The sequence below is a fragment of the Halalkalibacter wakoensis JCM 9140 genome, assembly GCF_000513095.1.
GTDB lineage: Bacteria > Bacillota > Bacilli > Bacillales > Bacillaceae_D > Halalkalibacter > Halalkalibacter wakoensis.
The window spans coordinates 1-12,440 of the sequence record NZ_BAUT01000099.1 but is presented as its reverse complement, the minus strand read 5'-3'; the positions used below and the strand labels follow the sequence as shown (position 1 = coordinate 12,440).

13 protein-coding genes and 1 pseudogene are annotated in these 12,440 nt (G+C 39.0%); 5 read left to right on the top strand and 9 right to left on the bottom strand.

Annotated elements, in window-relative coordinates; genetic code table 11:
• Positions 1–257: 257 nt before the first annotated feature.
• Together JCM9140_RS20435 and JCM9140_RS20430 are read right to left on the bottom strand one after the other, a co-directional pair.
• Entirely contained in the window at positions 258–1,607 is a 1,350-nt protein-coding gene (locus tag JCM9140_RS20435) for a glucose-6-phosphate isomerase (protein WP_034751022.1), read from the bottom strand.
• A gap of 143 nt (positions 1,608–1,750) precedes the next feature.
• The gene (locus tag JCM9140_RS20430; protein WP_034751020.1) at positions 1,751–2,914 is read right to left on the bottom strand and encodes an iron-containing alcohol dehydrogenase; all 1,164 of its coding nucleotides are present in this window, start codon (positions 2,912–2,914) and stop codon (positions 1,751–1,753) included.
• Between the two features lie 195 nt (positions 2,915–3,109).
• Here JCM9140_RS20430 and JCM9140_RS20425 point away from each other — a divergent pair, with 195 nt between their 5' ends.
• Positions 3,110–3,337 carry a DUF378 domain-containing protein gene (locus JCM9140_RS20425; protein WP_034751015.1) on the top strand — a complete coding sequence of 76 codons (228 nt, stop codon included), beginning with the start codon at positions 3,110–3,112 and terminating at the stop codon, positions 3,335–3,337.
• Positions 3,338–3,914: 577 nt separating this feature from the next.
• Here the strand turns inward: JCM9140_RS20425 and yugI are convergent.
• From yugI to JCM9140_RS20405, 4 genes and pseudogenes are all read right to left on the bottom strand, one after another.
• On the bottom strand, positions 3,915–4,343 hold the full coding sequence (gene yugI / locus JCM9140_RS20420; RefSeq protein WP_034751011.1) for a S1 domain-containing post-transcriptional regulator GSP13: 429 nt from the start codon (positions 4,341–4,343) through the stop codon (positions 3,915–3,917).
• 210 nt (positions 4,344–4,553) lie between these two features.
• Entirely contained in the window at positions 4,554–5,696 is a 1,143-nt protein-coding gene (locus tag JCM9140_RS20415; RefSeq protein ID WP_034751008.1) for a DEAD/DEAH box helicase, read from the bottom strand.
• Between the two features lie 245 nt (positions 5,697–5,941).
• Positions 5,942–7,116, bottom strand: a pseudogene (locus JCM9140_RS20410) (aminotransferase).
• Entirely contained in the window at positions 7,116–7,610 is a 495-nt protein-coding gene (locus JCM9140_RS20405) for an Lrp/AsnC family transcriptional regulator (protein ID WP_034751005.1), read from the bottom strand. Before JCM9140_RS20405 ends, JCM9140_RS20410 begins: the two are co-directional and overlap by 1 nt.
• Before the next feature lie 137 nt (positions 7,611–7,747).
• Here JCM9140_RS20405 and JCM9140_RS20400 point away from each other — a divergent pair, with 137 nt between their 5' ends.
• Positions 7,748–8,317, top strand: a complete 570-nt coding sequence (locus JCM9140_RS20400; protein ID WP_034751002.1) for a cysteine hydrolase family protein — start codon at positions 7,748–7,750, stop codon at positions 8,315–8,317.
• A 26-nt stretch (positions 8,318–8,343) separates the two neighbouring features.
• Here JCM9140_RS20400 and JCM9140_RS20395 read toward each other — a convergent pair whose 3' ends face one another.
• Positions 8,344–8,745, bottom strand: a complete 402-nt coding sequence (locus tag JCM9140_RS20395) for a hypothetical protein (RefSeq protein WP_034750999.1) — start codon at positions 8,743–8,745, stop codon at positions 8,344–8,346.
• 120 nt (positions 8,746–8,865) lie between these two features.
• Here JCM9140_RS20395 and JCM9140_RS20390 point away from each other — a divergent pair, with 120 nt between their 5' ends.
• On the top strand, positions 8,866–9,696 hold the full coding sequence (locus JCM9140_RS20390; protein WP_052002435.1) for a YihY/virulence factor BrkB family protein: 831 nt from the start codon (positions 8,866–8,868) through the stop codon (positions 9,694–9,696).
• A 124-nt stretch (positions 9,697–9,820) separates the two neighbouring features.
• Positions 9,821–10,093: a non-specific DNA-binding protein Hbs gene (gene hbs, locus JCM9140_RS20385; RefSeq protein WP_034626555.1), complete on the top strand. Its 273-nt coding sequence runs from the start codon at positions 9,821–9,823 to the stop codon at positions 10,091–10,093.
• A gap of 78 nt (positions 10,094–10,171) precedes the next feature.
• Here the strand turns inward: hbs and JCM9140_RS20380 are convergent, their stop codons facing one another.
• Complete coding sequence (locus tag JCM9140_RS20380; protein ID WP_034750996.1) at positions 10,172–10,606, bottom strand: RDD family protein; 435 nt, start codon at positions 10,604–10,606, stop codon at positions 10,172–10,174.
• A 158-nt stretch (positions 10,607–10,764) separates the two neighbouring features.
• On the opposite strand from JCM9140_RS20380, the gene JCM9140_RS20375 reads away from it, so the two are divergent.
• Positions 10,765–11,364, top strand: coding sequence for a biotin transporter BioY (locus JCM9140_RS20375; protein ID WP_173585942.1), 600 nt, complete (start codon positions 10,765–10,767; stop codon positions 11,362–11,364).
• A gap of 41 nt (positions 11,365–11,405) precedes the next feature.
• Here the strand turns inward: JCM9140_RS20375 and JCM9140_RS20370 are convergent, their stop codons facing one another.
• Positions 11,406–11,993 carry a hypothetical protein gene (locus JCM9140_RS20370; protein WP_156314946.1) on the bottom strand — a complete coding sequence of 196 codons (588 nt, stop codon included), beginning with the start codon at positions 11,991–11,993 and terminating at the stop codon, positions 11,406–11,408.
• Positions 11,994–12,440 lie beyond the last annotated feature (447 nt).

The following is a 12,440-nucleotide window of genomic DNA, read 5'->3' as shown; positions in this document are numbered from 1 at the left end:
GCTCCCGCAGGAGTCTCCGTGTCATTCCCCTGCTAGGGTTACTTTTGCTACTATTACTTATCTTTAAAATGTTACTCTTATTGTTACTCTTCTACGATTTCTTTTCACACATTCACTTTCTCAGTGGCTCCCCTCTATTTCCGCAGGAGTCGAGCGGCTTGCGCTTCTTTCCACTTTGAGGAAACCTTTCTTTTAGCAGCAATATTCACAAAAAACAACAAAAAACAGCTGCCTTTTTGGAAGACAGCTGTTTGCTTTTATTTTAGACGAGCTTCAAGCTCTGCTTTTTCTTTTTCGAAACCAGGTTTACCTAGAAGAGCAAACATATTCTTTTTATATGCTTCTACGCCTTCTTGATCAAATGGATTAACGCCTAATAAATATCCACTAATTCCTACAGCTTTTTCAAAGAAATACACAAGGTAACCAAAGTAGTATTCATTAAGCTCTGGAACATTAACAATTAGGTTTGGTACCCCGCCATCTGTGTGAGCAAGCATCGTGCCTTGGAATGCTTTTTTGTTTACGAAATCCATGGTTTCACCAGCAAGGTAATTAAGACCATCAAGATCGCTTTCTGCTTTTTCAATCGTTACATGCTCACGAACATTCTCAACGTTAATAATCGTTTCCAAAATGTCACGACGACCATCTTGTACATATTGACCCATCGAGTGAAGGTCCGTAGAGAAATCAACAGAAGCAGGGAAAATTCCTTTTCTGTCTTTCCCTTCACTTTCTCCAAATAATTGTTTCCACCATTCTGAAACGAAGTGAAGCGAAGGCTCATAGTTAACCATTAATTCGATCGTTTTTCCTTTGTTGTAAAGAGCATTACGTACAGCAGCATATTGATAAGACTCATTTTCTGCTAAATTCGGGTTAGAGAAGTCTTCACTAGCCGCTTCTGCCCCTTTCATCATTGCATCAATGTCAAGGCCACTTACCGCAATTGGTAAGAGCCCAACCGCCGTTAATACAGAGAAACGACCGCCAACATCATCAGGAACGACAAATGTTTCGTATCCTTCTTCTGTCGCAAGTGTTTTTAAAGCACCTTTTGCACGATCTGTTGTTGCATAAATGCGTTTGCGAGCTTCTTCCACTCCATATTTCTTTTCTAAATAATCGCGGAAAATTCGGAAAGCGATAGCCGGCTCTGTCGTCGTACCGGATTTTGAAATAACATTCACTGACACGTCTTTTCCTTCAATTAAAGATAATAAATCCTTCACATATGTTGAACTAATGTTTTGTCCAACAAAGAAAACTTGCGGCGTTTTGCGCTCTTCTTTTGAAAGATTGTTGTAAAAAGAATGATTCAACGCTTCAATCGCTGCACGTGCTCCTAAGTAAGATCCCCCGATCCCAATAACAAGTAATACATCAGAGTCACTTTTGATTTTTTCTGCAGCTTGCTTAATGCGCGCAAACTCTTCACGATCATATTCTTTCGGAAGGTCAATCCAGCCTAAAAAATCGCTTCCTGCACCTGTCTTGTTATGTAGTGCCTCATGAGCTGCTGTTACAGCACCTTGCATATAGTCTACTTCATGTTGACTAAAAAAACTTAACGCTTTCGAATAATCAAAACGTATTCTCTCCATCTTGTAGCCTCCATCTAATTATGTAATGTCTCTTTCACTTTATCGAAAGCTCCTCTAAGAATCAAGTTCTCAGCTTAAGAAATGGTGTCTATTTTTATAACCTTTCCCTTTTACGAATCGAAGAAGGGAAAGGTTCTCAACTTTTACAAGGCCGCTGTTAGAATTTTTGTAACATCATCTTTTTCTAACGACTTAAAGTTTCCAAACTTACCTCTATCGGATGCAAGTGTTGCCATTTTGTCAACTTGGCTATTATCAATGTTGTAATCAGCTAGACGATTTGGCGCACCGAGAGAAGACCAAAAATTGGATAATGCCTCGATTCCTTCTAATGCAACTTCTTGGTCCGTTTTCCCTGAAGGATCCACTCCTAATACACGTGTAGCCAGTTGTACATGACGGCTTATCCGCTCATCAAGTGTATAACGTAACCAGTGAGGGAATAAAATCGCTAGTCCCCCCGCATGTGGGATATCGTACACAGCGGAAACAGCATGTTCCATGTTATGAGTAGCCCAATCACCTCGTAGACCCATTTGTGTAATGCCATTTAGTGCCATCGTTCCACAATATAAAATTGTCTCACGGTGTTCTTCATCATCTAAGTTCTCAAGTAGCTTTGGAGCTGTCTCCATTACCGTCAAGAGAATTGATTCCATGATGCGGTCTTGAAGCGGCGTATTGTCTGCTTTGTGAAAATAAGCTTCAATGACGTGACTCATCATATCGACCATTCCATAGACTGTTTGATCTTCTGGAACAGATAGCGTATTTTTCGGATCTAAGATCGAGAATTTCGGGAATGAAAAAGGACTTCCCCATCCTAATTTTTCATTTGTTTCCCAGTTCGTAATAACCGAGCCTGCATTCATTTCAGAACCAGTAGCTGCAAGTGTCAGGACTGTGCCTAATGGCAATGCATCAGTCGGCTGTGCCTTCTTTTTAATAATGTCCCAAATATCAGCTTCGGACTTTGCGCCTACTGCGATCGCTTTTGACGCATCAATGACACTTCCTCCTCCTACTGCTAGGACAAGGTCTATGTTATGTTCACGACATAGCTCAATCCCTTTTCTAACTGTCGTTAAACGTGGATTGGGCTCTACACCTGCTAATTCAAAAAGCTCCAGGTTTGCTTCTTTTATTTGTTGAACGACTTCCTCATACAGACCGTTCTTCTTAATGCTTCCGCCACCATAAACGAGGAGCACCTTATTTCCATACGCTTTGACTTCATTGCTTAGTGCTGCATTTTGTCCTTTTCCAAAAATAAGTTTTGTTGGGTTGTGAAATACAAATGGATCCATGTTATCTCCTCCTCTTTTCATCTTTCATTATTACCAAATCAACTTGAATTGTAAACGATTGGCACTTACAAACATGAATAAATCTCTAATTTATAAACATCATAAAGGGTGAGACACAACAGATGGCGTTGTGTAAGACAGTTTTCCTTCTTTACGGAAAGGAAGAAGTGTCTATACTTTCTGGAGGTGAATAATGTGAGCGGTATTCAACGTACAGCATTAGTGTTAGCGATTATTGGTGCAATTAACTGGGGATTAATCGGGTTCTTCCGTTTTGACCTTGTTGCAGCCATTTTCGGTGGACAAGCAGCAGCATTCTCACGTGTTATCTATGCCCTAGTTGGTTTAGCAGGTCTATATTGTATTTCAATTCTTTTCAAACCAGATGAAGAACTTGAACGTGCTCCTGAAACACAGCGTTAATAGATAAGGATCTGACCTCTCTTGAGAGTCAGATCCTTTTCAGTTACATTAAAAAAGGTTGGTTTTTACTTTTTTTAATGTAACTGAAACCGTGTACGGAGCCGCCCTTGTCTTTTTAGCCTTTTAAGTGCCCTTCTTAAAAGGCGTACGGCGCGCGGAGCCACGGCCACTCTTTAATCGACCTCTTTTCTAAGGAAAAAAGGTTGCTCTTTACCTTTTTTATATAACTGAAACCCTGTGCGGAGCCGCCGTTGTCTTTTTAGCCTTTTAAGCGTCCTTCTTAAAAGGCGTACGGCGCGCGGAGCCAGGGGATTTAATTGTTTTTAAAAGAGTTGTTGATGTGAAGAAACATTATTCTCATAGTGAAATGGAGCGGAAGCCACTCGACTCCTGCGGGAAATAGAGGTAGGGGTGAGAACCCCACAGGCGTAGCCGAGGAGGCTCACCACCTCCCCGCGGAAAGCCAGTGACTGCAGCGTAATGGAACGGACATGGTAAAAGCACGTTACCCATAATATAAAGATTCCTCTTCAATTTAAAAAAGAAAAAAAGCACTCAAATGAGTGCTTTTTCTATATTACTTCTTCGCGCGCTTGTTTAAGTCCGCTTGGATTTCGTTTGATTGCTTTAACCATTCTTTAAGCTTATCTTCTAGAGTGTTAAAGCCTTGTTGTTGCTGTTGCTTTTGTACTTGTGGCTTACGACCGCCGCCACCAGCATTTCCTTGTGGACGAGGCTTAGCCGGACGAGCTGGACGCTCAGGAGCTTCTTGTGTTGCACGGATTGAAAGTGAGATTTTTCCAGACTCCTCTTCTACATTCATAATTTTCACTTTCACTTCGTCTCCTACTTTAAGAACATCATTGATATCCTTAACGAATCCGTGTGCTACTTCTGAAATATGAACAAGTCCTTGCTTTTTCTCATCAAGAGCTACGAAAGCACCAAACGGCTTAATGCCTGTAACTTTTCCTTCTACGATATTGCCTACTTCATAATTTGACATATACATACATCTCCTAGATAATTTTTAACCTTTTAATGATAACATACCTAAAGACATTACGCAAAAAAACTCTTTTATCCCTTTTTTTATCGTGTTAAAAGAAAAAGGGTTGTCTCAAATCTTTGATGTTTTTCCGAGTTGGAACATTGAGTGAACACTACACCTCAAGATCATTACCCGATATTAAAGACATTGAAACAACCCTTCCCCTTATTTCGTCTGTAATTGTCCTTTTGCAAGAAAACTCTCTTCTAACTCGATCCTTAACTCTCTTTTGTACTTCTCTAATTTATACTCTTCTTTCCGATCGATGAACGTAATGACTTTCCCTTTTTTTCCCATGCGACCAGTACGTCCTGCTCTATGCAAATAACTATCCGGGCTAGCAGGAGGATCTAATTGAATAATATGTGTCACATCTTCCACATCAAGCCCTCTAGCTGCTACATCCGTTGCGACAAGAATATGCGTATCTCCCTTTCGAAATGATTGAAGCGCATGTTCACGTGCTTGCTTGCCTTGATCTGAAGATAAGGCTAGTGTCTGAATTCCTTTATAAGAGAATTTCTCTGCTGTTTCAGCCACTTTATCTAATTGGTTTACAAAAACAATTCCTTTTTCAATTTTCTCAGCATGAATTAGTTTTCTAGCTGTATCGATTTTATCTCTCGTATCAACACGTATAAATAAGTGGTTCACTTGTTCCGTATGCAATAGACCTCCTTCTGCTTCTATTTGAACGACAAAAGGAGCAGCATCCGCTACTTGTTCAGAAAAATCCTTTGGAATCGTAGCTGAAACGAATAAAAATTGCGTATCTCTTCCTGCTCGTTTCGCAATTTGCATCGTCGCTTCCCACGAAGGTTTTTCCGCCATCATACGGTCCGCCTCATCAACTGCAACAACTTTTACCTCATGTAATTTCAATTTTTTCATTTCAATTAACTCAAGCAACCTACCAGGTGTTCCGATTGCAAGCTGTGGCTTTTTCTTTTTAAGCTTTTCTACTTGACGATGTATATTGGCTCCACCAATAAATGACCCAATTTCAATTGGTTCTGCTTTCGTTAAACTTTGCGCGACTTCATAAACTTGCATGGCAAGTTCTTGGGTTGGGGCTAGTACAACAACTTGCAGACCTTTTGTCTGTAGATCAATTTTAGCAAGAGCAGGTAAAAGAAACGCAAGTGTTTTTCCTGTTCCTGTTTGTGAACGAGCAATTAAACTTTGTCCCTCGAGTGCCTCAGGAATCATTTTATTTTGAATATCCGTTGGTTCTGTTACACCTTGATTCTTTAAAGCTTCCGCTAAAAACTGTGGCAACGTTTGAAAAGAAAATGTATCATGACTCATTTTTTAAATCCCTCTTTCTTAAATGCTTAACATCGTTCCGAAGTGATAAGTGCATCTTACCTTTTTTCCTTTATAAAAACAAACGCAATTTATTTTTCACGAATATGTATAAAAACATTTCTAGTGGCCATAATGGCTATTACAATCGTATTCCCCCTACGAATTAAGGCAAGAGCATCAGCTCTTGCCTGTTTTTTTGATTGTTCGAGATGCGCTTAATCCCCTGAAAAGTATTATTTTGGGGCTTAACGTAACCTCTTCAATAATTGATCCAGTCTTTCTACTGACTGTTCAAGGTTATCCATGGAAGTCGCATAAGAACAGCGAATATGCCCCTCTCCCCCTGCACCAAAAACATGACCTGGAACAACAGCTACTCGTTCTTCTAACAACAATTTTTCAGCAAACTCCTCTGATGTAAGACCGGTTTCTCGTATAGAAGGAAAGGCATAAAAAGCACCACCAGGCAAATGGCAAGTCAACCCTATTTCATTAAAAGATTTCACAATGTAATTACGTCTTTGTTTATATGATTGCTTCATTCTCTCAATATCATCCATGCCATTTTTTAAGGCTTCTAACGCCCCGTGCTGCGCCATGGAAGGTGCGCACATTAAACTGTATTGATGAAGCTTTAACATTGCTGCTAATAAGTCAGGTGGCGCAAGAACAAACCCAAGCTCCAGCCAGTCATCGCAAAGGCTTTTGAGAAACCTGAAATCAAAATGGTTCGGTCTTTCATTCCTGGCAAGGAAGCAAAGCTAACAGGATCTTCATCATACGTTAACTCTGCGTAGATTTCATCTGAAAAGACCAGTAAATCATGTCGCTTTACAAGCTCAGCAATTTCACGTAATTCTGCTTTGTTCATTGTTGCCCCAGTAGGGTTGCTCGGAAAACATAACATTAGAGCTTTTGTTCGATGGGTAATCGCATCTTCAATCTGCTTAGCCGACACTTTAAATTCGTCTTGATTATACGTTCCAACTGAAACAGGGACTCCTCCTGCCATTTGAACAAGAGGTACGTACGAAACGAAACTTGGTTCAACAATGATGACTTCATCACCTGGATCTAGAATCGCCCTCATCCCAATATCAATCGCTTCACTAGCGCCAACTGTTACCAATACTTCTTCTTCTGGATCATATTGAACGGAAAAACGTTTGCTCATATAAGCAGATATTTCTCTACGCAATTCAATCAATCCAGCATTTGCTGTATAAGCCGTAAAACCACGTTCTAATGATGAAATACTTGCCTCACGAACATTCCAAGGGGTAATAAAATCAGGTTCTCCAACCCCTAACGAAATGATATTATCCATCTTGGATGCCAAATCAAAAAAACGACGAATGCCAGAAGGTTTAATGGTTTGCACACGTTGTGATAATCGTGAATTCGTTTGAATGTTAGACATTATGGTGTCACCACAATTCGTTGGTCTTCTTCGCCCTGATCAAAGACAACCCCATCGTGTTTGTATTTTTTTAATTGAAAATGAGTAGTCGTTGAAATAACAGTGTCAATCGTCGAAAGTTTTTCTGAAACAAAGCGAGCAATTTCAGACATCGTTTTTCCTTCAATGACTACGGAGAGGTCATATGCACCTGACATTAAATACAAAGCTTTCACTTCTGGAAAACGATAAATTCGTTCAGCTACTTCATCAAAACCTACTCCACGTTGCGGGGTAACTTTTACATCAATAACAGCTGTTACACCTTCTTGTCGTTCCACTTTGCTCCAATCAATCACAGCTGAATAACTTAAGATAACCTTTTCCTGTTCAAGCTTTTTTAAAATTGCTTTCACTTCATCTTCAGATAAATCAACCATTTTAGCGAGGGTCTCGACCGTCACACGTCCATTTCCTTCGATGATCTGCAACACTTCCAAAGTTTTCTCATTCATACTCTCTCTCTCCTCTACAAATAAACGTATGGTATCGATTCATTTGGTTTATCATAACATACCGAGCAACCGTATCGAATTACCTTTTTCATATTATTCAAACATTTAAAACCTTTCATGTGGGAGGGTTCAAACCGATGCCATCATCTGAACCACAGTATGCGCTACTAATTATTGATATGATTAATGACCTTGAATTTTCAAGCGGGTACCAATTGTTTCCTTTTGCATTAGAAAGTGCCCAAAACATTGCCCATTTAAAACACACCCTAAAGAAAAACGGGGTTCCGGTCATTTATGTAAATGACAACTATGGGAAATGGCAATCTGACTTCCGACATCTTGTCTCACACTGTCTACAGGAAGGTGTTCGTGGTAAGCCGATCGCAGAAGTAATGAAACCTGAAGAAGATGATTATTTCATTTTGAAACCTAAATATTCCGGTTTTTTTGCTACCCCACTAGATTTATTGCTTCAGCATTTAGGTGTCAATTCTTTAATTATCACAGGGGTTGCGGGGAATATGTGTGTTCAATTTACAGCAAATGACGCGTACATGCGTGATTATAACTTATTTGTTCCTAAAGATTGTGTCGCATCAAACACCGAAGAGAAAAACAATTATGCGCTTGCCTTTATGGAAGAAGTATTAAAGGCTAATGTTACACCGTCAACGTTATTTTTAGAAAACATAGCAAAGGTCTAACGAAAAAATGTTAGACCCAGCATCTTTTAATTTGGATTCTCAACCTCTATGTTGTTCGCTTCAGCAAACTGTATCATTTGTTGATCAATCCCCTCTGGTGAAAAGCGCTGAAGTTTTATTCTTAACTTCTTCTTTAGATGGAGAAGAATGATTGTTTTCTTTCCTAAATAAATGATGGTTATTTTCTCAATATCATTTGCATGAATAGTCCGTTTCAACAAAGAAAACCCAAACACTTGAATGGTGTGGATGAATTGCTCTTCTTTCACTTCTAATCGATAACGTAACGTCAATGCTGCAAAAAAGATAAAAGAAAGCCCATAGGCAATATAGGTCCACACTACTGATTCCAATGCGTAAGCATACGTAATGGTTAATACAAATAAAAGAATCCATAGAAACTTGGGCTCATCTGCTTTATAAGTCAAAATTCGCACACCCTTTCTTGTTCTAATCACCAAATAACTTGCCCTTTTCATTATACACAAGTTTGGAGAACCTTAAAGAGGGGAACTAGTAGTAATAAAACGAAGAAAAAGGAGATACTGATGCAAAAAAACTCTTTTTTTAAGCTGTTCTACCATAAGCTAAAAACTGACCCTATCCCAGACTGGGCAGCTACGCTTGCCTATTATTTCATGCTCTCCATTTTTCCATTGCTTATTTTCTTACTTGCTCTTATACCTTATTTTCATTTTGATCTTGATACCATTTATTCCTTTATCAATGATTATGTACCAGAAGACTTAGCCGATCTTTTTTCAACAACCATTTTGGAGGTCATTAGCGAACCTCAAGGTGGACTTGTTTCGTTCGGGATACTTGCAACGATCTGGTCTGCATCCAATGGGATCAACGCATTAGTTCGAGCCGTTAACCGTTCCTACAATATCGAAGAAACGAGAAACTTCATAAAGCTACGTTTCCTATCAATCCTTTTAACAATCGGGATGATCGTAACGATTTTGATTACGTTGTTACTTCCCGTTTTCGGTAATGTAATTATTCATGCTTTAGAAACGTATTTCTTCCTTCCTCACGAAACGGCTCAAATCCTAAATTCATTGCGTTGGATTATTGGGATTGGACTAATGACTTTTGTTTTAATGATATTATACTCCCTTGCCCCTAACGTAAGGTTATCATTTAAACAAGTCATTATCGGTGCCGTGACCGCAACGGTAGGATGGCAGGTCATCTCGGCGTTGTTTGCGACATATGTGAGCAACTTTGGTAACTTTACTGCAACATACGGAAGTCTTGGGGGGGTTATTATTCTCATGCTCTGGTTTTTTCTAACTGGAGTAATGCTCGTCATTGGAGGCGAAATTAATGCAACTCTTTATATGTTGCAAAATCAGAAGCGTGTTGAAAAATAAGGAAACACGTCGATTGTTTTATTTCTAAAAAAAATTTACCAGCTACATGTATAATCCAGTTAATTTGGGGCAGGATGGTATCAGAATGCAAGGCGAATTTTAATGAATGAGGAGATGACAGGGAATGAACAAAACGGAACTTGTACAAGCTGTTGCGGAACGTACACAACTTTCAAAAAAAGATGCCGGTAGCGCTGTCAATGCTGTATTTGAATTAATCGAGGAGTCTTTATCAAAAGGGGAAACAGTCCAACTCATTGGTTTTGGAAACTTTGAGGTTCGCGAACGAGCTGCCAGAAAAGGACGAAACCCACAAACAGGTGAAGAAATTGATATCGCTGCAACAAAAACACCAGCATTTAAAGCAGGAAAGCAATTAAAAGAGTCTGTAAAATAAAATGGGAAGCCTGTTCTTCCAATAAAAAAGTCTAATCCTAACGCATGATGATCATGGAGGATTAGACTTTTTTTATCATTAGGATTCTTGGTACGGATTTACGTCATCTGGTTTGTTATACGTAACATATGTTTTAGCTAGCATGTCGTGAATGCTTCGCTTATCCTTTCGAAACGCAACCATGAACACACTGACGATAAAGGCAATCATTAACGTCAACGCATAAACAAATCCGGCCACAACGACTCGCAAAAGCATTGTTCCGAAACCAACATCACTTCCATCTAGTTTTACGATCCGAATTCCGAGTAGCCTTTTCCCTACTGTATACCCATACCATAATACCGGAAGAAGAATGGAATAAAGTAAATTACCAGCTCCATCAAGAATCTCTCTTGTATCTGATCCAATCCCTACAATCGCAGCAATAATAAAAATGGTACCTGATACGACAATCGCATCAAGAATAGTTGCTCCTAAACGTACCCAAAACCCCGCAGGACGTTCTACCATAAAATAATACCCCCTTCTTTCATACTACTAATTATAGACTGATCGTAACAAAAATGCACATGTGACCTTCTTTTGTTAACCGTTTATGCAAAAGTTGTTGACAATAACTTTTTTCCTTATTATTCTATTGTTAACTACTTTTAAATAGGAGTGAACATATGTCTACAGTTAAACGAAGAATTCAAACCGTCGATCTTGTTCTTGTTGCAATGTTTGCAGCCTTAATGGCAATTGGAGCAAATTTAACATCCTTTTTAGTCATTGGATCCGTTCCCATTACGATGCAGACGTTATTTGCTATACTAGCAGGCGCTTTGCTTGGTAGCAAAATGGGGTCTCTTGCTATGATTATCTACTTACTTATTGGACTTGTCGGTTTCCCTGTTTTTGCTCAATTTTCAGGAGGACTACGCACATTAGTAAGTCCGACATTTGGATTTTTACTTTCTTTTATTATGGTTGCTTTTGTGACAGGCCTTATTATCGAAAAAAGCAAAAGAAAAACACTCGCTACCTTTCTCGTAGCTTGTTTTGTCGGTCTTATTATTAACTATGTAGTGGGAACTCATTATATGTATTATGCTTTTCAATTTCTTACTGGATTAGAAGCTGTTAGTTATCAAGTCGTGTGGGCTTGGATGGCAGCTCCGGCTGTAAAAGACATCATTTTAACCTTTTTTGCCGCCGTTCTTTCATCAAGGATTTATTTTGCCGTGAACCAAAGAAGAGGGAAATCATTTTCGAACCAAGTTGCTTAAATAGAAAGACACTAGGGATTTACAGATCACCTAGTGTCTTTTTATGATTTTACCTCGAATCGACTAATTAAATACTCCTCATTATCCTTAACAAGTGCTACATGTACACTTACATAATCAACTGCCGGATATCCAAGGTCCCCAAATTGACTTTTTCCATAAGAACTTTCCTCTGAATAAAATTGAACAGGAACTTGATCGGCTTTCATTTCAACAGTGCCATCAGACTCATAGATATGCAAGTCATCAACCATAACCATACGTAATCCTGGATTAAACACGGTTTGTTTTGTTACTTCATAATAAGAAAGATCATCATCTTTTAAGAGTGACTGAAAGTGATCGCGATAAACATAACGTCCATCCTGTTGAACGTAAATATCTTCTAACAACTGCTCGATTCCATCCTCTGTCATAAAGCTCCCTAAAAATTCCCTCAATTCATCCTCTGAATGATACCTCTCGTTAAAGTAACTTTCCTCTTCATACGTGTGATAAGCGAATAGCTCATGAATATGTAATAAAAATTCATTATAAACGGAAAAAACTTCTTCTTCATCTACAGTCTGTTGATGGCAAGCACCCAACAACAAAACGAATGATAATAAAACGACTACCTTCTTAATCAAAACTAACCCCGCCTTTTTTTCTCTCTCTATATTTAGACGAGTTTTTATTTGAAAAAGTTTCATTTTTTTGAAAATACCTTTCTGTTTTTTCATCATGAGGGCTGAAATGATCTTAGCTGATTTCGGCTCTACACTCTTTTGTTCTCAGAAGGCTTCCTTTGTCTTCTTGCGTTCCCTTTTTTATATCGTTTGCTCTTGGAAGGGCATTATTCCTCCTCTTGCGTTCCCTTTTTTCTCGTGTTTGCTCTCAAAAGGGCACCATTCCCCCTCTTGCGTTCCCTTTTTTCTTGTGTTTGCTCTCAAAGGGCACCATTCCTCTTCTTGCGTTCCCTTTTTTCTCTCTTCTGCTCTCAATAGGGCACCATAACTTTTTTCATACCCTTTTCACTCCAAAAACCAAACAAGAGGCAAGTGTAAAATCAATTGATTTACACTTGCCTCTTGTTA

Excerpts from the sequence above, each read along its gene's own strand:
- JCM9140_RS20435 (WP_034751022.1), bottom strand. The coding sequence starts at position 1,607 with ATGGAGAGAATACGTTTTGATTATTCGAAAGCGTTAAGTTTTTTTAGT.
- JCM9140_RS20430 (WP_034751020.1), bottom strand. The coding sequence starts at position 2,914 with ATGGATCCATTTGTATTTCACAACCCAACAAAACTTATTTTTGGAAAA.
- yugI (WP_034751011.1), bottom strand. The coding sequence starts at position 4,343 with ATGTCAAATTATGAAGTAGGCAATATCGTAGAAGGAAAAGTTACAGGC.
- JCM9140_RS20415 (WP_034751008.1), bottom strand. The coding sequence starts at position 5,696 with ATGAGTCATGATACATTTTCTTTTCAAACGTTGCCACAGTTTTTAGCG.
- JCM9140_RS20405 (WP_034751005.1), bottom strand. The coding sequence starts at position 7,610 with ATGAATGAGAAAACTTTGGAAGTGTTGCAGATCATCGAAGGAAATGGA.
- JCM9140_RS20400 (WP_034751002.1), top strand. The coding sequence starts at position 7,748 with ATGCCATCATCTGAACCACAGTATGCGCTACTAATTATTGATATGATT.
- JCM9140_RS20390 (WP_052002435.1), top strand. The coding sequence starts at position 8,866 with ATGCAAAAAAACTCTTTTTTTAAGCTGTTCTACCATAAGCTAAAAACT.
- hbs (WP_034626555.1), top strand. The coding sequence starts at position 9,821 with ATGAACAAAACGGAACTTGTACAAGCTGTTGCGGAACGTACACAACTT.
- JCM9140_RS20380 (WP_034750996.1), bottom strand. The coding sequence starts at position 10,606 with ATGGTAGAACGTCCTGCGGGGTTTTGGGTACGTTTAGGAGCAACTATT.
- JCM9140_RS20375 (WP_173585942.1), top strand. The coding sequence starts at position 10,765 with ATGTCTACAGTTAAACGAAGAATTCAAACCGTCGATCTTGTTCTTGTT.